Origin of the sequence: Pseudomonas sp. 2995-3 (genome assembly GCF_002742565.1) — a bacterium.
Classification (GTDB): Bacteria; Pseudomonadota; Gammaproteobacteria; order Pseudomonadales; family Pseudomonadaceae; genus Aquipseudomonas; species Aquipseudomonas edaphica.
In genome coordinates this window covers 170,694-192,849 of sequence record NZ_LJSB01000081.1, presented here as the reverse complement: position 1 = coordinate 192,849, position 22,156 = coordinate 170,694, and the positions used below count along the sequence as shown (strand labels likewise).

Here is a 22,156-nt window from a genome sequence, read left to right as displayed (position 1 = left end):
ACGAAGTCAGCGGTCTTTTGATCTGCGCTTTTGATCGTGATCTTGATCTGAAATCGCCCCGTCAAACACGATGGCCGGAATCTGACAGGGATTTGGGGGGTAAACCGGCAGGGATGCCGGTTTAGCCGCGCTGGGCCAAGGATGGCCCATCGCGGCGGCCCCCCAAATCACTGGCGGATTGCGGGCATGCCGAGCCACAGCGAGGCACCGAGTGTTGGGGCGAGGACCTTTTGCTTACTTTTCGGTCCTTCGAAAAGTGAGCCGCTGTAAGAGCGGAACCATAAGCCGCCGTTACCTAAATAACGGATACACACCCCCCAACACCCCCCACAAACCAAACCCCGCAAAAGCGGGGCCTGATCACATCCAAACGAAACCTACTTGGGCGGCACCCAGGTCACCTCGCTGATCCCAAACTTCTCCGCCCAAGGCCGGGTAGTTTTCTTGACCTGCTCATGACCCACGCGCCCAATGCGGCTGACATGGGCAATGTCAGCATCGACCGCCGCCCAATGCCACGCTTCAGCGTTATTCATCACTTCGGCGCGTACCACAAAGGACTTCGGTTGACCGTGCAGTTGATAGTGAATGGTGTAGATTTTTGCGGTACTCATGTTGCCTCCCTGTCTTGTTATAGATGGATAGGCGGGCGTTCAAAAAGGTTCACTCAAAATGACAAGTCGCACACTGGCGCGGCATAGTGACGCATCCGCCACGCGCCCAAGGATCGCGCCATGTCCCTATTGACTCACAGCCAGCTCTACCTGCAGCGTCTGGGCTACGACTCAGCCCCGCCACCCACGCTCAAAACCTTGCAAGACCTGCAGCTGCGTCACGTGTGCACCTTCGCCTTTGAGAGCCTGTCGACATTGCTGCATTCACCGGTGCCGATTGACCTGCCCAGCATCGAGCAAAAGGTCTTGCTGGATGGTCGTGGTGGTTACTGTTTCGAGCTTAACTACCTGTTCCTGGCGCTGTTGCAGGAGCTGGGCTTCGACGCCCGCGGGCTTACCGGCTGGGTGGTGATGGGCGGGCCGCCTGATGCGCGCACCGGGCGCACCCATCGCCTGAGCCTGGTGACCCTGGACGGCGTGCGTTATGTCACCGATGTCGGCTTCGGCGGCATGGTGCCCAGCAGTCCGTTGCAGCTGGATACCGAGGTGCCCCAGGCCACCGCCCATGAACCTTATCGCCTGACCTTCAACGGTGCCGATTACACCCTGTGGGCGCAGGTGGGTGAGGAATGGCGTGGCTTATATGTGTTCGACCTGCAAGTGCAGGCCGATATCGACTACACCATCGGCAATTGGTACGTGTCGACGCACCCGGCTTCCGTTTTTGTCGGTCAGCTGAAAGCGGCGCGATTGGCACCGGGTAAACGCCATACCTTGGCCAATGCCAATTACGCGGTTCACTGCCTTGACCAGCCCAGCGAAAAGCGTGCAGTCGAGAGTGCTGATGAGTTACTGGAATTGCTGCAGGGCACCTTCGGTATTCGTTTGCCAAGTCATCCGCAGCTTCGCCAAACCCTTGATGGCTTAGTAATGGAAAACTCCAGGGAGCCTTGAGCTAGAGCCTTCGCTGAACCGTTTTACCTTCATGTCAATGCAAATTAATTCGAGCCTTTGGCAAAAGCCGAGGTTCGAACCGGTTCCTGAATAATTTGCTCACCAGACAAGGAGATGTAAAACGATGTCCAAGCTATTCGGAAAATTCCTCAAGGGTTCCTCACTGCTGGCGCTGGTCACCGCGCCTGCTGTGGTGTTCGCCGCAGCACTGACTGGCCCGATTTCCGTCCTGGGCCTGCAGGGCAGCTATAACGATTTCAAACTCGAAGGTGGCAGCGACACGGTGGACCTCAAGGACCGCACCAACCCTTACGCCCCGCATTCGACTGTCCGCCCAAGCCCCCTTTGTGTCCCCCAAAACCCTCAACGCCCTGCCTTCGCTGCCTTAGTGTGCAAACAGCTTCCACTGCACAATAAGAGAGGGTGGCCATGCCCCGCACCGCGTTACTGTTGCTCGTACTCAGCCTGCTGACGGCCTGTGACGACACGCCCAAACCTGCCCCCGAACGCACTGCTGCGACCACGACCGTGCCCACCGACCCGGCACTGGCCCAAGTCTACGACACCAGCTGCAAGCTATGCCACGCCAACCCGGCGGCCGGCGCGCCGTTGGCGGGTGACAAGGCTGCCTGGAGCCCGCGCGTCGCCCAGGGCGCCGACACGCTGCTGGACCACAGCATCAACGGCTACAACGGCATGCCGCCGATGGGGCTGTGCATGCAGTGTTCCGAAGCGCAGTTTCTGGCGCTGATCAGCTTTATGGCCGGTGTTCAACTCCAATAATAAAAAGAGGTGGTGGATGGCGCTTTCACGGCGGCAACTCTTGCAACGCTCGGCAGTGGCCGGGGTTTTTCTGGCCCTGTCGAGCAACCCGGTACTGGCCCAGTTGGCCCGCGCGCCACGGTTGATCCCGTGGCGCAACTGGTCGGGCGCGCAGACCTGCCTGCCGCTGGCGCGCCTGGCGCCCAAAGATCTGGATGAATTGGTGCAAATGATTCGCCAGGCACCGAGCACTATTCGGCCCGTAGGCTCGGCACATTCGTTCAGTGCCCTGGTGCCCACCGACGGCACCTTGCTGTCGCTGAGTTACTTCAATGGGCTGTTGGACCATGACCCCGCCACCTTGCAAGCGACCTTTGCCGCCGGCACGCCGATGTCGCGCATGGGGCCGGCGCTCAAGGCCGTCGGCCAGGCGCTGCCGAACATGGCGGACATCGATTACCAGACCCTGGCCGGGGCGATTTCCACCTCCACCCATGGCACCGGCTTGGGCTTTACCTCGTATTCCGGTTGCGTCACCGGCCTGCAACTGGTCACCGCCCAAGGCGCCGTGCTGGACTGCGATGCGCAACGCCATCCCGAGCTGTTCAGCGCCGCGCGCGTGTCTCTTGGTGCGCTGGGCGTGGTCACCCAGATCCGCTCGCAGAATCGCGCACCGTACCGCTTGCGTGAGCGTCAGTGGATCGCCAAGACCGAAGAGTTGCTGGAGGATGTGCACAAGAACACCCGCGAAAACCAGCACTGGGAAATGCTCGTGGTCACCCATTCCGACTACGCGCTGTCCATCGCCCTCAACGAAACCGATGACCCCGAAACGCCTCCCGTCGACCCGGCGGAGGCGGGCGGCAATGAGTTTGTGTCGATCATCGAAAAGCTCGACAAGTATGGCAGTGATTTCCCGGGCACCCGCCGCACCTTGCTCAACAGCCTGCGTTTTTTTGCCAGCTTCCAGGACCGCGTGGCCGAGTCGTTCCAGGTCTATGCCAATGTGCGCAACGTGCGTTTCAACGAGATGGAATATTCGGTGCCCGCCGAACATGGCCCGGCGTGCCTGCGGGAAATCCTCAAGCTGATCACCGACAAGGATCTGCGCACCTGGTTTCCTATCGAGTATCGCTACGTCAAGGCCGATGACATCCCTTTGAGCATGTTCGAAGGCCGCGACAGCTGTTCGATTTCGGTCCATCAGCATTACGCCATGGACCATCACAACTTCTTTGCCGCCGTGGAGCCGATTTTCTGGAAGTACGCCGGCCGCCCGCACTGGGGCAAATTGCACACCCTTAACGCGCGCACCTTGCAGTCGCTGTACCCGCGCTGGGACGAATTCACCCGCGTGCGCCGCGAGCTGGACCCGAGCGGCAAGTTCCTCAATGCGCACCTGCAATCCATCCTGGGAGTGGCCTGATGAAACGCCGACATTTTGTGCTGGGCGCCGCAGTGGCGGCAGTGGCGGGTGGCTGGTGGCTGCGCCCCAGTGATCGCGGCGGCCCGTACAGCGAGTATTTCCGTCGTCTTAATGACGAACTCAAAGCCCATGGGCCGATGCGCCCGGTGATGCTGATCGACCTGGATCGCCTTGATCACAATATCGACGTGGTGATGCAGTCGGTGCAGCGTGGTGGCAAGCATTTGCGCCTGGTGGAGAAGTCGCTGCCGTCGCCGGGGTTGCTGGCGTATATCGCCAAGCGCGCGGGTACTGCGCGGCTGATGTCGTTTCATCAACCGTTTCTGAACCACGATGCGCAGGTGTTTCCCGAGGCCGACATCCTCATGGGCAAGCCGTTGCCGGTGCGCTCGGCCGAGCTGTTTTATCAAACCCATAAAGGTCCGTTTGACCCGGCCAGGCAATTGCAGTGGCTACTGGACACGCCAGAGCGGTTGCAGCACTACCTGGCGTTGGCGCAAGGGTTGGGCACGCGGTTGCGGGTGAACATCGAGCTGGATGTGGGGCTGCATCGCGGCGGCATTAGCGATAACGCGGTGCTGGGGCGGATGCTCACGCTGATCAGCGCCAACCCGCAGCACTTGGAGTTTGCCGGATTTATGGGCTACGACCCGTTTGTGGGCATGGGCGTGCCGGGTATTCTCGGTTCGCCCCAGGCGCTGTTTGAGCAGGTGATGCAGCGCTACAACGGCCATGTTGATTTCACCCGTCAGCAGTTTGCCGGGTTATGGCGTGAGGGGCTGACGTTGAACACGGCTGGCAGCCCCAGCTATCGGATTCACGAGCAGGAAACACTCAGTACCGAGGTGTCGGTGGGTACCGCGTTGCTCAAGCCCACGCATTACGATTTGCCGTCGTTGAGCGAGCATGTGCCGGCAGCGTTTATCGCCACGCCAGTGTTGAAAAGCACCGGGTCGGTGGAGATTCCGGCGCTGGATGGCAAGTCGCGGGTGTTTTCGTGGTGGGATCCGAATCAGCGCGAGACGTTCTTTATTTATGGCGGTAACTGGATGGCGCAATTCGAGTCGCCGCAGGGGCTGCAAAGCAATGAGCTGTTTGGGCGCAGTTCCAATCAGGAGATGGTCAACGGCTCGCCAGCGGTGGGATTGAATATTGAGGATCAAGTGTTTTTGCGCCCGACCCAGAGTGAGTTTGTGTTGTTGCAGTTTGGGGATTTGCTGGGGGTGCGGGACGGGAAAATCGTCGAGACCTGGCCTGTTTATGCCTGACGCAAAGCGCTCGAAATGTGGGAGTGTGATTGTTGGGGGGCTGGCTTGTGTGGGAGCTGGCTTGCCTGCGATGCAGACGCCTCGGTCTCAAGGTTAGACCGCGGTGATGCTATCGCAGGCAAGCCAGCTCCCACACAAGTCAGTGTTCCTGTTTCAAGTCGGGTTTTTACAGGGCAAAGGGAATGGTGAGCTTGGCCCACAACATATCGCCTTCCGGCCGGTTCTTCACATCAAACTCTTTAGCCCAGCGCACCTCTGCACTGGCGTATTTCAAGAAGGTGAAATACACCGCCGGGCCAATGGCAAACACTTGTCCCTTGACCCCATCATTCACTTCATCACCATAGATGTTTACCACCGTGCGCCCGTACTGCTTATCGTCGGTGGTCTGCTTGAGGTAATAGCCGTTGACCCCCAGGCTCAGGTTGTCGGTCACCTTGTAGCTGGCCGAGTAGTCGAAATGGAAAATCTGGCCGGAGCGGTAGTCGGTGTCGTGGTTTTCTTCGTTGAAGCTGTAGGTGGTCTTGATCGACAGTTCGGTGCGTTCATTGGGCATCCAGGTCGCCGAGACCAGCGGCTTGTAGGTGTAGAAGTTGTTGCTGGTGTTGGCCAGGCGCGTGGCGTCGTATTCGCCGGTGGGCAGGGTGATTTCCACGGCGGCGGCCAGGGTCAGGTTTTTGCCCATGTCCCACAGGATGATCGGCGCCAGGGTGGTGTCGCCCATGCTTTCGCGGGTGTCGGACATACCGAACAGCGACACCTGTTGCTTGATATACGGCTGGGCGATGTAGCCGCCCAGGCGCCCGCCGAACACACGCACGGGGCTCAGGTAGTCCAGGCGTGGGATGATCGCGTCGGACTTGATCCGCACTTGCGAGACCTTGCCGCCGAGGGAGCTGATGTCCAGTTTGCGTGCCTGGTAGTGGTTGTAATACAGGTTGAACGCGAACATATGGTCGGGCAGGTTGTTCACGTCCAGCGGCAGGATGTAGAAGCCATCGGTGCCGGGGCCGATGTTGTCGACGCCGCCTTCGGTGGCCAGGGCCGGCAGGCTGAGCAGGCTCAACAACGCCAGTTGCAGGGGGGGAAGTGCACGGGTGGGGTTCATGTCTGGCCTCTTTATTATTGTTAGGGCACCGCTGACGTTAGAAATATGCCTTCAGCGCCCGGCGGGGCAGGGTTTTGGCGGCCAGATAGGGGGACTTTGCCGGACAGGTTTCACTCAGGATGCAGCGGCTCTTGCAAGCGCCTATGATTAACAGGATGTTTCTAAAACAAGAACTGAAGTACTCAGTCGGGAACCCGTAAGCCATGCAAAGGAAAGCCGTTGACCCGCAATTTGAATTGGCGCTGGTGTCGCCCTTCCTGTTGCAGACCCTCGGGCACGTGGTAGCGCAAAAGGGCGCGAATGCCGAAGCGTTGTGCCGAGGCCTGGGGTTTACCCTGGCCGACCTGGATGACCCGGCCCAGCGTATTTCCTATCGCCAGGCTGTGGCGATGATCCAGCGCGCACTCAAGGTGCTTCCCGATCAGGGGCTGGGCCTGTGGGTGGGGCATCAGAACGTGCTGGGCACCCTCGGCCTGCTCGGCCATGTGATCTCCCTGTGCAAAACCCTGCGCGATGCATTTGCCATTGGCGAGCGCCATCAGCACACCTCAGGCGGCATCGCCACCACCCGTACCCATGAGACCTTGGAAGAAGTACACGTCGACGTCGAATGCCTGCTGCCGTTTGCCGAGGTGCAGGTGTTTGCGGCCGAAGAGTTCTTCGCCAGCCTGATGGTGTATGGCCGCGCGCTCGTGGGGGAGACGTTTATGCCCCTGCGCATGGAGTTCGTGCACGCTGCGCCGCCTTACCAGGCTGAGTACCAACGCCTGTTTGGCGCGGATGTGCGCTTTGGCTGCCTGCACAATCGCATGGTGCTGGCCCCGCATTGGCTGGATAAACGCCTGCCTAATCACCACGCCTTGGCGTTGCGCCAGGCCCTGGAGTTGCTGGAGTTGGAGAGCGCGCAGTTGCACCAGAAGATGGACCTGATCCAGGCCGTTGAACGCGCTATTTCGCGGGATTTGCAGGGCAGCCAGCTGGAGAAGGTCGCCGGCGACTTGAACATGAGTGGGCGCACCCTGCGCAGGCGCCTGACCGAACACGGGCTGACGTTCGAAGCGTTGCAGGAGCAAGTGCGACGTGCACGTACCATGGGGTTGCTGGGGAATCCGGGGCTGTCGATCGAACGTATTACCGAGGAAGTCGGTTATAGCGATGTGCGCAGTTTTCGGCGGGCCTTCAAGCGCTGGACAGGGGTGAGCCCGAGTGCGTTTCGTGGCGAAGGAGGAGGGGCCTAGTCCTCGGGGGAGCCGATAAGCCTGCATGAAGAAGCCCCGAACCTGTCGGGGCTTTGTCCATCAACCCAAGGCCGCGAGCTGCGCCACGGTTTCCGGAAAGCGCGCCACCAGCCGAATCAAGGTGGTGGCCTGGGCGTTGGGCTTGGCCCGGCCTTGTTCCCAGTTTTCCAGGGTGCGCACGTTGGTACGCAGGTACATGGCGAACACCGAGCGCGAGAGGTTGAGCTGTTGGCGCACGGCCACCACTTCTTCGGCGCTCAGGGGGGCCAGGTTGTTGAGATGGACCTTGTGGGTCCGCAGGGTGACTTTGCCTTGGCGTTCTTCGGCCAGGGCGTCGAAGCCTTCGACCAGTTCGGAAAAGATTTCACGTTTCATGATGTGTTCTCGCTTTGATTTCCCTGTCCAGCATGTGTTTTAAGGCTTTCTTGTGATTGGGGGTAAGGTCATCCTGTTCGTGTTTGCCGTACAGGGTGAATAACCAGAACTGCGTGCCGCCCGACCACCAGTAGTAAATGACCCGCAAGCCTCCGCGTTTGCCTTTGTTGCGTCGCTCATCGACGAAACGGACCTTGCGCAACCCGCCGGTTCCCTCGATGACGTCGCCCGCTTGCGGATTCTTCATCAACTCCTGTTGAAAGCCTTGGAATAGCTCGTCACTCAGATAGTCCCTGCGATGCCGTTCAAAGGCCGGCAACTCGATAAATAGAGCATCCATGTTCTGTACGTAGCCTGCGTATAGTGTGGTGGCCCACGCGCCCGGGGTCAAGTGACCTGGCTGTGGGAACTTTCCTAAAACACAATCACCATACGGCTAGGTTCAGCGGCTAGATGCCAGACAAAGAGGTAGAGGAGGAAGGAAATTTCAGCGCACAGGGGAGGGCAAAAGAATTGAAAGTCCAGAAACGCAAAACGGCGCCCGAAGGCGCCGTTTCGTTTACTGCATCAAGCTAAGCGATCAAACGCCCAGTACCGCGTGCTGCACCAGGGTGAGCAACGGTTGTGGGTACACGCCCAGGAAGAACGCGAGCAGGGCGATGGCCAGCAGCATCACGCCGCCTGCCTTCTGTTCCCAGTGCAACTCGGCATCCACACGGCGCAGGTTTGGCTCGATCAGGTACAGGGTGACCATCACGCGCAGGTAGTAGAACACGCCGATGGCGCTGCCCAGTACCAAGGATGCAACCAGCCACCATTCATGGGCTTCAACACCGGTAGCCACGATGTAGAACTTGCCGATAAAGCCTGCGGTCAGCGGGATACCGGCCAGGGACAGCATCATCACGGTAAGCACGGCGGTCAGGTACGGACGGCGCCAGAACAGGCCGCGATATTCGTACAGGGCGTCGGCATCACGACCTTTGAACGGCGAGGACATCAACGTGATCACGCCAAATGCGCCCAGGCTGGTGATCACGTAGGTGACCAGGTACACGCCCATGGCTTCCACGGCCAGGCCTTTGCTCGCCACCAGGGCGATCAGCAGGTAGCCGAAGTGCGCGATGGAGGAATAACCGAGCAGACGCTTGAGGTTGTTCTGGGTCAGGGCCAGCAGGTTACCGAACAGGATCGACGCAATGGCGATCACGGTCAGCACGGTGCTCAGCACGCCGGTGTTGGCCGCAGGCGAGATCTGGAACAGACGCACCATCACAGCAAACACGGCAACCTTGGACGCGGTGGCCAGGAACGCCGCCACTGGCGCCGGGGCGCCTTCGTACACGTCCGGGGTCCACAAGTGGAACGGCACCAGGGACAGCTTGAACGCCAGGCCGATCAGCATCATCGCCAGGCCCAGTTGGGCAATCGGTGCAGGCATGTTGGTGGCCGACAGGGCGTGACCGATACCGGTGAAGCTCAGGTTGCCGGCCTCTGCGTAGAGCAGCGCCATACCGAACAACAGGAACGCGGAACCGGCCGCCGACAGCACCATGTACTTGATGCCGGCTTCCAGCGAGCGCTTGTTGAAGAACGCGTAGGCCACCAGGCCGTAAGTCGGGATCGACAGCAGTTCCAGGCCGATGAACAAGCCGGCCAGGTGCTGAGCGCTGACCAGCACGATGCCACCGGCCGCAGCCAGCAGAATCAGCAGGTACAGCTCTTCCTTGTTGCCGGGGTAGCCGGTGCCGCCTTCGCCGAGGTAGGCGTGGGCGAGGGTGACGCAGGCCAGGGTGGCAACGAGGATCAACGCGATGTACAGCAGCGCGAAGTCATCGACCATCATCAGCGGGGTCACGGCCAATGGCGCGACCTTGAGTGCCGGGATGATCGACAGCAGGGCCAGGTTAAGACCGGCACACGACAGCAGGAACGTTTGCGAGTGATTGCGGCGCCAGGCGATTGCCAGCATCACCGCCACAACGGTGAGGCTGGTAATCAGCAGCGGCGCAAGCGCGATAAAGTGTTGGATCGTGAATTCCATAGCGCTCTTACCGGGCCGAAGCGAGTTGAGAGAAGGCGGTGCCGATCCACTGCTGCACGCCATGCATCGTCGCGGCAGAAGTGTCCAGGAACGGTTGCGGGTACACACCGATGTAGATCAGCAGCACCGCAAGGCCGAGCACCATGATCAGTTCGCGAGCATCCATCCCTTGCAGGACGGTGTCGGACTTGGCCGGGCCGAAGTAGGCGCGGTGGATCATGATCAGCGAGTAGACCGAACCAAACACCAGGCCCGAGGTAGCAATGGCGCTGATCCACGGCGTGTGTACGAACGAACCCATCAGGATCAGGAACTCGCCGATGAAGTTACCGGTGCCCGGCAAGCCCAGGGATGCGGCGGCGAAGAACAGGCTGATGGCCGGCAGGTACGCGATGCGCGACCACACGCCACCCATTTCACGCATGTCACGGGTGTGCAGGCGCTCGTACAGCTGACCACTGAGGATAAACAGTGCCGCGGCCGAAACACCGTGGGCCAACATCTGGATCACCGCGCCTTGCAGCGCCAGTTGGCTGCCGGAGTAGATGCCGATCAGTACGAAACCCATGTGGGAAACGGACGAGAAGGCAATCAGACGCTTGATGTCGGTTTGCGCAAAAGCCAGGAACGCACCGTAGAAGATCCCGATCAGACCCAGGGTCATGGCGATCGGCGCGAACTCGGCCGAGGCATTCGGGAACAGTGGCAGGGCGAAACGCAGCAGGCCATAAGCAGCAGTCTTAAGCAGGATACCGGCGAGGTCGACGGAACCTGCGGTCGGTGCCTGGGCGTGAGCGTCAGGCAACCAGGAGTGGAACGGCACCACCGGCAGCTTCACCGCGAAGGCGATGAAGAAGCCCAGCATCAGGATGTACTCGGTGGTCAGCGACATCTTGGTTTTCAACAGGTCGGCGTAGTTGAAGGTAATCACGCCAGTGTTGTTGAAGTTGACCAGTACCAGACCCAGGATCGCCACCAACATGATCAGGCCGGAAGCCTGGGTGAAGATGAAGAACTTGGTCGCCGCGTAGATCCGGGTTTTCTTGCCGTCCGAAGAACTGTGACCCCAGAGCGCGATGAGGAAGTACATCGGCACCAGCATCATTTCCCAGAAGAAGAAGAACATGAACAGGTCCAGCGCCAGGAACACGCCGACAACGCCGCCCAAAATCCACATCAGGTTCAGGTGGAAGAAGCCCACGTGACGCTGAATTTCTTTCCAGGAGCAGAGTACCGAGAGGATACCCAGCAAGCCGGTCAGCAAAATCATCAACAGCGACAGGCCGTCGAGGGCCAGGTGCACGTTGATGCCGAAGCGCTGGATCCACACGTGCTTGAATTCAAGCGCGAAGGTTGGATCGACACCCGGTGCCGGAGCGAATGAATAGTCACCGTGCGCCCACAGCCAGAGGCCGAGCGCGAGTTCCAGGGACATGGTCAGCAACGCAATCCAGCGGGGCAGGGTGGCGCCGAAGCGTTCACCCATCCAGCAGAGCAGGCCGCCGATAAAGGGGATCAGGATTAGCCAGGGCAGAATCATGACAGGCTCGTTTCCTTTCGCAGGTTCGCAAAGTTCAAAAGGTTCATAGTCAGACCGCTACCACAACGATGGCGCCGATCACCAGCACGGCACCGATGGCCATGGAGGCTGCATACCAACGCAGTTGACCGGTCTCGCTGCGGCTCAGGGCGGTGTGACCGGCCTTGGCGGCTCGCGGGATCAAACCGATGGTCTGGTCGAGCGGGTCTTTGCGCAGTACGTGGCTGATGGCCAGGTAAGGTTTGACGAACAGTTTGTCGTAGATCCAGTCGAAGCCCCACGCAGCGAACCACCAGGCTGACAGGAAGCGACCAATGCCACTGTTGGCCACAGCCGTCACGAAGCGACGCTTGCCCAGGAACAGCAGCGCGGCCAGCAGGATACCGGCGATGGCGATGGCGCCCGAGGCGATTTCCAGGCTGTGCTTGGCGGCGCCACCGGCATGCCCGGCGCTTTCCGGCAGTACACCGGCCAGAGGCGGGGTGATCATGGCGCCGATGAAGGTCGACAGGATGATCAGCACCGACAGTGGCAACCAGTGGGAGATGCCGTGGCCTGCGTGCGCTTCGGTCTTGGCTTCACCGTGGAAGGTGATGAAGATCAGGCGGAAGGTGTACAGCGAGGTCATGAACGCACCGACCAGGCCTGCATACAGCAGGTTCTGGTTACCGCTGGCGAACGCTTCCCAGAGGATTTCGTCCTTGGAGTAGAAACCTGCGGTCACCAACGGCAGGGCGGCCAGGGCGGCACCCCCGACGATGAAGCTGGCGTAGGCCAATGGCAGTTTCTTCCACAGGCCGCCCATCTTGAAGATGTTCTGCTCGTGGTGGCAGGCAACGATCACTGCACCGGAGGCAAGGAACAGCAGGGCCTTGAAGAAGGCGTGGGTCATCAGGTGGAAAATCGCCGCGTCCCAGGCGCCAACGCCCAGGGCCAGGAACATGTAGCCAATCTGGCTCATGGTCGAGTAGGCGAGGATACGCTTGATGTCGGTCTGTACCAGCGCGGCAAAACCCGCCAGAACCAGGGTCACACCACCGACCAGCCCTACAAGATGCAGGATTTCCGGCGCCAGGGTGAACAGGCCGTGGGTACGCGCGATCAGGTAGACACCCGCAGTCACCATGGTTGCCGCGTGGATCAGCGCCGACACCGGCGTAGGACCGGCCATCGCGTCCGCCAGCCAGGTTTGCAGCGGCAGTTGTGCGGATTTACCCACAGCGCCACCCAGCAGCATCAGGGTCGCCAGGGTGATCCAGAAGTCACCAACCTGGAATTTCTGCGGTGCCAGCACCAGCAGTTCCTGGATGTTCAGCGTGCCCACTTGTTGGAACAGGATGAACAGGCCGATGGCCATGAACACGTCGCCGATGCGGGTGACGATAAAGGCCTTGAGTGCCGCGTTACCGTTGTTGCGGTTGCTGTAGTAGAAACCGATCAACAGGTACGAGCACAGGCCCACGCCTTCCCAGCCGAAGTACAGGAACAACAGGTTATCGCCGAGTACCAGGAACAGCATGCTGGCGATAAACAGGTTGGTGTACGAGAAGAAGCGCGAGTAGCCGGCCTCACCACGCATGTACCAGGACGCGAACAGGTGGATCAGGAAGCCTACACCCACCACCACGCCGAGCATGGTGATCGACAGGCCGTCGACGTAGAGGGCGAAGTTGGGCTTGAAGCCGTCCACCGACATCCATTGCCACAGCACCAGGGTGTAGTGGCCGCCTTCCGGCGGCGCCACGTTGAATTGCCAGATGACGTAGGCGGCGACGATCGCCGACAAGCCAATGGAACCCACGCCGATCAAGGCAGAAAGGTTTTCCGACCAGCGTCCACGGGAGAACGACAGCAGCAGGAAACCGATCAGGGGAAATACGAAAGTCAGAAAGATCATGTTCATCCGCGCATCTCACTGGCAGCGTCGATATCAAGCGTGTGGAAGCGACGATACAGTTGCAGCAGGATCGCCAGGCCAATACTGGCCTCGGCGGCTGCCAGGCTGATCACCAGGATGAACATGACTTGCCCATCCGGCTGCGCCCATCGGCTACCTGCAACAACGAACGCCAGTGCGGCGGCGTTCATCATGATTTCCAGGCTCATCAACACGAACAGAATGTTACGGCGAACCATCAGGCCGACCAGGCCAAGGCAGAACAGGATGCCGGCGACCGCCAGACCATGCTCCAAAGGGATAGCAGGCATCGTCATTGCTCCTTGGCTTCGTTGCGGCCCAAGTGGAAGGCGGTGATGGCTGCCGCGAGCAGCAGCATCGAAGCCAGTTCGACCACCAGCAGGTACGGGCCGAACAGGCTGACGCCCACGGCTTTCGCGTCTACGGTGGTGTGGCCGATGGCCTGGCCGCTCTGGTGAGCGAACAGCACATACAGCAGTTCACCCAGCAGCAGGGCTGCCAGGATGACCGGGCCGAGCCAGATGCCGGGCTTGAGCCAGACGCGTTCCTGGGCGACCGAGGCCGGCCCCAGGTTGAGCATCATCACCACAAACACGAACAGCACCATGATGGCGCCGGCGTAGGCGATCACTTCCAGCACACCGGCGAACGGTGCGCCGAGGCTGAAAAAGGTCATGGCCACGGCGATCAACGAAATGATCAGGTAGAGCAGGGCGTGCACAGGATTGGTGTTGGTGATCACGCGAAGCGTGGACACCACTGCAATACCGGACGCGAAATAGAAAGCGAATTCCATCTTTCTTCCTTAAGGCAGCAAGCTCTTCACGTTGATCGGCTCGGCTTCGTTTTGTGCGGCGCCCTTCGGCTTACCGGCAACGGCCATACCTGCAACACGATAGAAGTTGTAATCAGGGTTTTTACCGGGACCAGAGATCAGCAGATCTTCTTTCTCGTACACCAGGTCCTGACGTTTGAACTCGGCCATCTCGAAATCCGGTGTCAGCTGGATCGCGGTGGTCGGGCAAGCTTCCTCGCAGAGGCCACAGAAAATGCAGCGCGAGAAGTTGATGCGGAAGAAGTCCGGGTACCAGCGACCGTCTTCTGTTTCAGCTTTCTGCAGGGAGATGCAACCCACCGGGCACGCCACGGCGCACAGGTTGCAGGCTACACAACGCTCTTCGCCATCGGGGTCGCGGGTCAGTACGATGCGGCCGCGATAGCGCGGCGGCAGGTACACCGCTTCTTCCGGGTATTGCAGGGTGTCGCGTTTGCGAAAGCCGTGACCGAACACCATCACCAGGCTTCGCAACTGGGTACCGGTACCCTTAACGATGTCGCCAATATATTTGAACATGGGTCAAATCCTCACTGAACCGCGCCGGCTGGCGTGTTCAACAACACAACGGCAGCCGTCACCAGCAAATTGATCAGGGTCAGCGGCAGGCAGAAGCGCCAGCTGAAATCCATCACCTGGTCGTATCGTGGACGCGGAATGGAAGCGCGCAGCAGGATAAACAACATGATGAAGAACGCGGTCTTCAGGAAGAACCAGAAGAACGCCAACTGCGGCAGGATGCCGAACGGACCGTGCCAGCCGCCGAAGAACAGCGTGACCAACAGGGCCGAGATCAAGATGATGCCGATGTATTCGCCAACGAAGAACATGCCCCATTTCATGCCGGCGTATTCAATGTGGTAACCGTCAGCCAGTTCCTGTTCCGCTTCCGGCTGGTCGAACGGGTGACGGTGAGTCACGGCGACGCCAGCGATGAAGAAGGTGCAGAAGCCAAAGAACTGCGGAATGATGAACCACAGGTTCTGCGCCTGGTACTCGACGATGTCGCGCATGTTGAACGAGCCGACCTGCACCACGATGCCCATCAGCGCCAGGCCCATGAACACTTCGTAGGACACGGTCTGGGCCGAAGCCCGCAAGCTGCCCAACAGGGCGAACTTGTTGTTACTCGACCAACCGGCGAACAGCACCGCATAGACCGACAAACCGGCCATGGCGAAGAAGAACAGCAAGCCGATGTTCAAGTCCGCCACGCCCCAGGTCGGGGTGATCGGGATGATCGCGAAGGCGATCAGCAAGGCGCTCATGGCCACGACCGGTGCCAGGGTGAAGATCACCTTGTCGGCAAACGGCGGGGTCCAGTCTTCCTTGAAGAACATTTTCAGCATGTCGGCAGCGATCTGGAACATGCCGAACGGGCCTACGCGGTTCGGACCGTAACGGTCCTGCCACCAGCCCAGCAAGCGACGTTCGACGAAGCTGAGCAGGGCGCCCGCAACGACCACGGCCAACAGGATCACGATGGCCTTGACGACCGAGATGATCACGTCGATCACTTCAGGGGTGAACCAGGTCATTGCGCTGCCTCCTGCAGACCGTCAACGGTTTGGCCAAAGATCGCAGGCGGAATACCGGCGAGGCCTTTCGGCAGTGCAACCAGGCCAGCACCCAACTCATCATTGATACGCAGCGGCAGACGCAGGGTCTGGCCAGCCACGTTCAGGCTGAGCAGGGCACCGTCGTTGACGCCCAGGCGGTCGGCTTCGGACTTGGCCACGGACACGTAGGCTTCAGGAATGCGACTTTGCACCGGCGCAGCTTTGGAAGAGGTCTCTTCGCTGCCGAACAGGTGGAAGAACGGCACAACCTGCCAGGTGCCCTGGGCCGGGTTGAATGGTCGCGGCACCGCAGCGAACCAGTTCAGCGAGTCACCGGTGCTTTCGATCAGGCGGGTGCCTGGGTCGCCAGCGCGGATGTGACCACCGACTTCGTCCTGGAACTTGTTCCAGGCTTGCGGCGAGTTCCAGCCCGGCGACCAGGCAAATGGCACCTGCTGACGTGGCTCGACCGAGCCCGAGTAACCTTCCATGGAGAAGGCAAACGCGGTATCCGGGTCTTGCGGGGTACGCGGCTCGTGCACGCTGATGTCGGCGCGCATGGCCGTACGGCCGGAGTAACGCAGCGGTTCACGGGCCAGTTTCATGCCCTTGATGCGGAACGAGGCGGACGGAGCCGCGTCGACGATACGTGCCAATTGCGGCGCGCTTGCGGCGGCCGCTGCGGTCACGTGGTCGAGCTGGGTCCAGTCGATCGGCTGGTTCAGCAAGGTCGCGCGCAGGGCATGCAGCCAACGCCAGCCTTCGTGAACCAGGATGCTGGCGTCCATGTACTTCGGATCGAACACCTGGAAGAAGCGCTGGGCGCGGCCTTCCTGGCTGACCAGGGTACCGTCGCCTTCGGCGAAGGTGGCGGCTGGCAGCACCAGGTCGGCACGCTCGCTGGTGGCGGTCTTCTGGTGATCGGCCACGATCAGTACTTTGGCGGCATCCAGCGCGGCATCGACCTTGGCTGAATCGGTGCGGGTGTACAGGTCGTTTTCCAGTACCACGATGGCGTCGGCATTGCCGTCGATTACCGCTTGCAGGGCGGCGTCCAAGGACTCGCCACCGAGCATGGCCAAGCCGAGGCTGTTGGCTTCCGGCACGACCAGGCTGATGGAACCGTTCTTGTCGCGCAGCTTCAAGGCCTTCGCGATATTCGCAGCAGCCTCAATCAGTGCCTTGGAACCCAACGAGGTGCCGGCAATGATCAATGGGCGCTTGGCCGCGAGCAGGGCGTCGGCGATGCGCTGGGCCAGTTCAGCGGCTTCAGCGTCCAGGCCTTCGACGGCAGGCGCGCTGGCGTCGAGGGCGTGGGCTACGGCGAAACCGATGCGGGCCAGGTCGTCCGGCGCTGCGTGAACGCATTCTTCGGCGATGTCGTCGAGCTTGGTTTCAGCCAGGCTTGCGATAAACAGCGGGTTCAGCGCGTGCTGGCCGATGTTTTTCACCGCGGCGTCGAGCCAAGGCTGTACGCGCATGGCGTCGGCCATGTCTTCGGCCTTGCCTTTGACCGACTGACGCAGCGACAGCGCAATACGCGCGGCAGTCTGGGTCAGGTCTTCGCCGAGGACGAAGATCGCATCGTGGTCTTCGATGTCGCGCATGTTCGGGACTGGCAGCGGGCTGTCGTTCAGCACTTGCAGGACCAGGCGGATGCGCTCCAACTCACCGGCTTCGATACCGGAGTAGAAGTGCTCGGCACCCACCAGCTCGCGCAACGCGTAGTTGCTTTCGAGGCTGGCACGCGGCGAACCGATACCGACGATGTTGCGGCCGCGCAGCAGGTCGGCGGCTTTATCCAGCGCGTCGTCCAGGCTCAGCTTGGCGCCACCGGCCAACAGCGGCTGGCGTGGGCGGTCTTCGCGGTTGACGTAGCCATAGCCGAAACGGCCACGGTCGCACAGGAAGTACTGGTTGACCGAACCGTTAAAGCGGTTTTCGATGCGACGCAGTTCGCCGTAGCGCTCGCCCGGGGAGATGTTGCAACCGCTGGAGCAGCCATGGCAGATGCTCGGTGAGAACTGCATGTCCCACTTACGGTTGTAGCGCTCGGAGTGAGTCTTGTCGGTGAACACACCGGTCGGGCAGACCTCGGTGAGGTTGCCGGAGAACTCGCTTTCGAGCACGCCGTCTTCAATGCGACCGAAGTACACGTTGTCGTGGGCGCCGAAGACGCCCAAGTCGGTGCCGCCGGCGTAGTCTTTATAGAAACGCACGCAACGGTAGCAGGCAATGCAGCGGTTCATTTCGTGGGAAATGAACGGGCCGAGGTCCTGGTTCTGGTGGGTGCGCTTGGTGAAGCGATAACGGCGCTCGTTGTGGCCGGTCATCACCGTCATGTCTTGCAGGTGGCAGTGACCGCCTTCCTCACAGACCGGGCAGTCATGCGGGTGGTTGGTCATCAGCCATTCGACGACACTGGCGCGGAACGCCTTGGATTCTTCATCTTCGATGGAGATCCAGGTGTTGTCGGTGGCTGGGGTCATGCAGGACATGACGATACGACCACGGGTGTCGTTCTCGTCGGTGTACTGCTTGACCGCGCACTGGCGACAGGCACCAACGCTACCAAGCGCGGGGTGCCAGCAGAAATACGGGATGTCGAGGCCTAGTGAGAGACATGCCTGTAACAGGTTGTCTGCCCCATCGACTTCGAGCGCTTTGCCGTCTACGTGGATAGTGGCCATGGTTCAAAGTTCTTCGTTGGCCCGTTGTCAGCGGGCGTGGCTAATGGAATCTTGTTATTCATGGGCATCAACACAGCCTTTACGGCGTCAGCCCATGAGAAGACGAAGGGCACGGACCCTTCGCCTTTAAAGCGTTACGCGCCGACTACGATCGGCCTTGCCAGAGGCGGGACGGCGGCGCTGACAGGCGCGATGCCGGCTTCGAACTCCGAGCGGAAGTATTTGATTGCGCTGCCCAATGGCTCCACGGCGCCCGGTGCGTGAGCACAGAAGGTCTTGCCTGGGCCGAGGAAACCGACCAAACCCAGCAGGGTCTCGATGTCGCCTGGCTGGCCCTCACCGTTCTCGATCGCCATCAAGAGCTTGACGCTCCATGGCAAGCCGTCACGGCACGGGGTGCAGAAGCCGCACGATTCACGGGCAAAGAACTGCTCCATGTTGCGCAGCAACGAAACCATGTTCACGGTGTTGTCCACCGCCATCGCCAGGCCAGTGCCCATACGGGTGCCGACCTTGCCGATGCCGCCGGCATACATCTGTGCGTCGAGGTGCTCGGGGAGCAGGAAGCCGGTACCGGCGCCGCCTGGCTGCCAGGCTTTCAAGGTGTAGCCGTCGCGCATGCCGCCGGCGTAGTCCTCGAACAGCTCGCGTGCGGTGACGCCGAACGGCAGCTCCCACAGGCCAGGGTTCTTGACCTTGCCGGAGAAGCCCATGAGCTTGGTGCCCATGTCTTCGCTGCCTTCGCGGGCCAACGATTTGTACCAGTCGACGCCGTCGGCGATGATCGCCGGCACGTTGCACAGGGTTTCAACGTTGTTCACGCAGGTAGGCTTGCCCCACACGCCCACGGCGGCAGGGAAGGGCGGCTTGGAGCGCGGGTTGGCGCGGCGGCCTTCGAGGGAGTTGATCAGTGCGGTTTCTTCACCGCAGATATAACGCCCGGCGCCGGTGTGCACGAACAGCTCGAAGTCAAAACCCGAACCGAGGATGTTCTTGCCCAGCAGGCCGGCGGCCTTGGCTTCTTCCACGGCACGGTTGAGGTGCTTGGCGGCGGTGGTGTATTCGCCACGCAGGAAGATATAGCCCCGGTAGGTTTTCAGTGCTCGGGCGCTGATCAGCATGCCTTCGATCAGCAGATGGGGCAGTTGCTCCATCAGCATGCGGTCTTTCCAGGTGTTCGGCTCCATCTCGTCCGCGTTGCACAGCAGGTAACGGATGTTGATGGATTCGTCTTTGGGCATCAGGCCCCACTTAACGCCAGTGGGGAAGCCAGCACCGCCGCGGCCTTTAAGGCCGGCGTCTTTCACGGTCTGGACGATATCGTCCTGGGCCATGTCGGCGAAGGCTTTGCGCGCCGCCGCGTAACCGTTCTTGGCCTGGTACTCGTCGAGCCATACCGGCTCGCCGTCGTCACGCAGGCGCCAAGTCAGCGGGTGGGTTTCAGGCGAACGCTTGATCAGGTTGGCCGGGCCGAAAGATGTAAGGGTCATGGGTAGCCCTCGAGCAATTGGGTCACGCCAGCAGGCTGCACGTCACCGAATGTGTCGTCGTCGATCATCAACGCCGGCGCCTTGTCGCAGTTGCCCAGGCAGCACACCGGCAGCAGCGTGAAGCGGCCGTCCGGAGTGGTTTGGCCGAGGCCAATGCCCAGCTTGTTCTGGATTTCGCTGACCACTGATTCATGGCCACCGATGTAGCAGACCATGCTGTCGCACACGCGAATGATGTGGCGGCCGACCGGCTGGCGGAAGATCTGGCTGTAGAACGTGGCCACACCTTCAACGTCGCTGGCGGGGATGCCGAGGATCTCGCCGATGGCGTAGAGGGCGCCGTCCGGCACCCAGCCACGTTCCTTCTGGACGATCTTCAAGGCTTCGATAGACGCCGCGCGCGGGTCTTCGTAATGATGCAGCTCGTGCTCGATGGCCGAGCGCTCGGTTTCACTCAAGGTGAAACGGTCTGTCTGGATAAGCGTGCTGTTCATGCTTAGCGGTCCACGTCGGCCATAACGAAATCGATACTACCCAGGTACGCAATCAAGTCCGCGACCATCTCGCCTTTGATCACCGAAGGGATCTGCTGCAAGTGGGCAAAGCTTGGGGTACGAATCCGGGTGCGGTAGCTCATGGTGCCGCCATCGCTCGTCAGGTAATAACTGTTGATACCCTTGGTCGCTTCGATCATCTGGAAGGATTCGTTGGCCGGCATCACCGGGCCCCACGAAACTTGCAGGAAGTGCGTGATCAGGGTTTCGATGTGCTGCAGCGTGCGCTCTTTCGGCGGCGGTGTGGTCAGCGGGTGATCCGCCTTGTACGGGCCAGCCGGCATGTTGCGCATGCACTGCTCGATGATCTTCAGGCTCTGGCGCATTTCTTCAACGCGCACGATGCACCGGTCGTAGGCATCGCCATTGGCGGCCAGCGGCACTTCGAACTCGAAGTTCTCGTAGCCCGAGTACGGCCGTGCTTTACGCAGGTCGAAGTCGCAGCCGGTCGAACGCAGGCCGGCACCAGTGACGCCCCATTCCAGGGCTTCTTTGGTGTTGTACTGCGCGACGCCGATGGTACGACCCTTGAGGATGCTGTTGTCCAGCGCAGCCTTTTGGTACTCGTCCAGACGCTTGGGCATCCAGTCGATGAATTCCTTGACCAGGCGCTCCCAGCCGTTCGGCAGGTCGTGCGCCACGCCGCCGATGCGATACCAGGCCGGGTGCAGGCGGAAACCGGTGATGGCTTCGATAACCTTGTAGGCGCGCTGACGGTCGGTGAAGGTGAAGAACACCGGGGTCATGGCGCCAACGTCCTGGATATAGGTACCCAGGAACAGCAGGTGGCTGGTGATGCGGAAGAACTCGGCCATCATGATGCGGATGGTGTCGACGCGGTCCGGCACCTTGATACCGGCCAGCTTCTCGACCGACAGCACGTACGGCAGGTTGTTCATCACGCCGCCGAGGTAGTCGATACGGTCGGTGTACGGGATGAAGCTGTGCCAGGACTGGCGCTCGGCCATCTTCTCGGCACCACGGTGGTGGTAACCGATGTCCGGCACACAGTCGACGATTTCTTCGCCGTCCAGTTGCAGGATGATACGGAAGGCACCGTGAGCCGAAGGGTGGTTCGGGCCCAGGTTGAGGAACATGTAGTCCTCGTTGGTGCCGGAGCGTTTCATGCCCCAGTCTTCCGGACGGAAGCGTGCAGCTTCTTCTTCAAGCTGCTGCTTGGCGAGGTTGAGGCTGAACGGGTCGAATTCGGTTGCGCGGGCAGGAAAGTCCTTGCGCAGCGGGTGACCTTCCCAGGTCGGCGGCATCATGATGCGCGTCAGGTGCGGGTGGCCCGGGAAGTCGATACCGAACATGTCCCAAACTTCGCGCTCGTACCAGCTGGCATTCGGCCAGATACCGGTGACGGTCGGGATGCTCAAGTCGCTTTCGGACAGCGCGACCTTGATCATCACGTCGCTGTTACGTTCCAGCGACATCAAGTGGTAGAACACGGTGAAATCGGCACCGCTCGGCAAACCTTGACGCTTGGTGCGCAGACGCTCGTCCACGCCATGCAGGTCATAAAGCATGACGTACGGCTTGGGCAGGTTGCGCAGGAAGCTCAGGACTTCGACGAGCTTGGCGCGCGCCACCCACAGCACCGGCATACCGGTGCGTGTGGCCTGGGCGGTGAAGGCGTCAGGGCCAAAACGGTTATTGAGTTCGACAACCACATCCTGGTCGTCTGCCTTGTAAGGCGGGATGTACAGAGCACTGCCTGTAGTCATGGTTTTTTATCGCTTTCGGTCAACGTAAAGAATGAAGCCAGGTTTTCGTTCTAT

At 60.6% G+C, this 22,156-nt stretch carries 20 protein-coding genes; 5 read left to right on the top strand and 15 right to left on the bottom strand.

Features of this window, described 5'->3' with window-relative positions; genetic code table 11:
* Positions 1-377: 377 nt before the first annotated feature.
* Complete coding sequence (locus tag AOA62_RS04965) at positions 378-614, bottom strand: DUF6555 family protein (RefSeq protein WP_017137532.1); 237 nt, start codon at positions 612-614, stop codon at positions 378-380.
* Positions 615-734: 120 nt separating this feature from the next.
* Between AOA62_RS04965 and AOA62_RS04960 the strand changes: the two genes are divergently transcribed.
* The 4 genes from AOA62_RS04960 (at position 735) to AOA62_RS04940 (ending at position 5,024) form a co-directional block, all read left to right on the top strand.
* Positions 735-1,568 carry an arylamine N-acetyltransferase gene (locus AOA62_RS04960; protein WP_099548034.1) on the top strand — a complete coding sequence of 278 codons (834 nt, stop codon included), beginning with the start codon at positions 735-737 and terminating at the stop codon, positions 1,566-1,568.
* A gap of 429 nt (positions 1,569-1,997) precedes the next feature.
* Positions 1,998-2,351 carry a cytochrome c5 family protein gene (locus AOA62_RS04950; protein ID WP_099548032.1) on the top strand — a complete coding sequence of 118 codons (354 nt, stop codon included), beginning with the start codon at positions 1,998-2,000 and terminating at the stop codon, positions 2,349-2,351.
* A gap of 76 nt (positions 2,352-2,427) precedes the next feature.
* Positions 2,428-3,756 (top strand): D-arabinono-1,4-lactone oxidase, encoded by a 1,329-nt coding sequence (locus AOA62_RS04945; RefSeq protein WP_178075617.1) that lies wholly within the window; start codon positions 2,428-2,430, stop codon positions 3,754-3,756.
* Positions 3,757-3,815: 59 nt separating this feature from the next.
* Positions 3,816-5,024 carry a DSD1 family PLP-dependent enzyme gene (locus AOA62_RS04940; protein WP_169988385.1) on the top strand — a complete coding sequence of 403 codons (1,209 nt, stop codon included), beginning with the start codon at positions 3,816-3,818 and terminating at the stop codon, positions 5,022-5,024.
* Positions 5,025-5,190: 166 nt separating this feature from the next.
* On the opposite strand, the gene AOA62_RS04935 is transcribed toward AOA62_RS04940, so the two are convergent.
* Entirely contained in the window at positions 5,191-6,132 is a 942-nt protein-coding gene (locus tag AOA62_RS04935) for a transporter (protein ID WP_017137527.1), read from the bottom strand.
* Between the two features lie 203 nt (positions 6,133-6,335).
* Between AOA62_RS04935 and AOA62_RS04930 the strand changes: the two genes are divergently transcribed.
* Positions 6,336-7,370 (top strand): AraC family transcriptional regulator, encoded by a 1,035-nt coding sequence (locus AOA62_RS04930; RefSeq protein ID WP_017137526.1) that lies wholly within the window; start codon positions 6,336-6,338, stop codon positions 7,368-7,370.
* Between the two features lie 60 nt (positions 7,371-7,430).
* Here the strand turns inward: AOA62_RS04930 and AOA62_RS04925 are convergent, their stop codons facing one another.
* The 13 genes from AOA62_RS04925 to nuoC all read right to left on the bottom strand — a co-directional run bounded on the left by AOA62_RS04925 (position 7,431) and on the right by nuoC (position 22,102).
* Complete coding sequence (locus tag AOA62_RS04925; protein ID WP_017137525.1) at positions 7,431-7,745, bottom strand: DNA-binding transcriptional regulator; 315 nt, start codon at positions 7,743-7,745, stop codon at positions 7,431-7,433.
* Entirely contained in the window at positions 7,735-8,085 is a 351-nt protein-coding gene (locus AOA62_RS04920) for a toxin (protein ID WP_026013737.1), read from the bottom strand. Before AOA62_RS04920 ends, AOA62_RS04925 begins: the two co-directional genes overlap by 11 nt.
* Positions 8,086-8,325: 240 nt before the next feature.
* Positions 8,326-9,789, bottom strand: a complete 1,464-nt coding sequence (nuoN, locus tag AOA62_RS04915) for an NADH-quinone oxidoreductase subunit NuoN (protein ID WP_099548030.1) — start codon at positions 9,787-9,789, stop codon at positions 8,326-8,328.
* A 7-nt stretch (positions 9,790-9,796) separates the two neighbouring features.
* Positions 9,797-11,329, bottom strand: coding sequence for an NADH-quinone oxidoreductase subunit M (gene nuoM, locus AOA62_RS04910; protein WP_017137522.1), 1,533 nt, complete (start codon positions 11,327-11,329; stop codon positions 9,797-9,799).
* A 49-nt stretch (positions 11,330-11,378) separates the two neighbouring features.
* Positions 11,379-13,232: an NADH-quinone oxidoreductase subunit L gene (gene nuoL / locus AOA62_RS04905; protein WP_017137521.1), complete on the bottom strand. Its 1,854-nt coding sequence runs from the start codon at positions 13,230-13,232 to the stop codon at positions 11,379-11,381.
* Positions 13,229-13,537, bottom strand: a complete 309-nt coding sequence (gene nuoK / locus AOA62_RS04900) for an NADH-quinone oxidoreductase subunit NuoK (RefSeq protein WP_017137520.1) — start codon at positions 13,535-13,537, stop codon at positions 13,229-13,231. Before nuoK ends, nuoL begins: the two co-directional genes overlap by 4 nt.
* A gap of 2 nt (positions 13,538-13,539) precedes the next feature.
* Entirely contained in the window at positions 13,540-14,043 is a 504-nt protein-coding gene (nuoJ, locus tag AOA62_RS04895; RefSeq protein ID WP_017137519.1) for an NADH-quinone oxidoreductase subunit J, read from the bottom strand.
* Positions 14,044-14,052: 9 nt separating this feature from the next.
* On the bottom strand, positions 14,053-14,601 hold the full coding sequence (nuoI, locus tag AOA62_RS04890) for an NADH-quinone oxidoreductase subunit NuoI (RefSeq protein ID WP_003174725.1): 549 nt from the start codon (positions 14,599-14,601) through the stop codon (positions 14,053-14,055).
* An 11-nt stretch (positions 14,602-14,612) separates the two neighbouring features.
* Positions 14,613-15,620, bottom strand: coding sequence for an NADH-quinone oxidoreductase subunit NuoH (gene nuoH / locus AOA62_RS04885; protein WP_017137518.1), 1,008 nt, complete (start codon positions 15,618-15,620; stop codon positions 14,613-14,615).
* Complete coding sequence (gene nuoG, locus AOA62_RS04880; protein ID WP_099548029.1) at positions 15,617-18,331, bottom strand: NADH-quinone oxidoreductase subunit NuoG; 2,715 nt, start codon at positions 18,329-18,331, stop codon at positions 15,617-15,619. Before nuoG ends, nuoH begins: the two co-directional genes overlap by 4 nt.
* 134 nt (positions 18,332-18,465) lie before the next feature.
* Complete coding sequence (gene nuoF / locus AOA62_RS04875; RefSeq protein ID WP_017137516.1) at positions 18,466-19,821, bottom strand: NADH-quinone oxidoreductase subunit NuoF; 1,356 nt, start codon at positions 19,819-19,821, stop codon at positions 18,466-18,468.
* Positions 19,818-20,315 (bottom strand): NADH-quinone oxidoreductase subunit NuoE, encoded by a 498-nt coding sequence (gene nuoE / locus AOA62_RS04870; protein ID WP_003174721.1) that lies wholly within the window; start codon positions 20,313-20,315, stop codon positions 19,818-19,820. The genes nuoF and nuoE overlap by 4 nt, the downstream gene beginning before the upstream one ends.
* Positions 20,316-20,317: 2 nt before the next feature.
* Positions 20,318-22,102, bottom strand: coding sequence for an NADH-quinone oxidoreductase subunit C/D (gene nuoC / locus AOA62_RS04865; protein ID WP_017137515.1), 1,785 nt, complete (start codon positions 22,100-22,102; stop codon positions 20,318-20,320).
* Positions 22,103-22,156 lie beyond the last annotated feature (54 nt).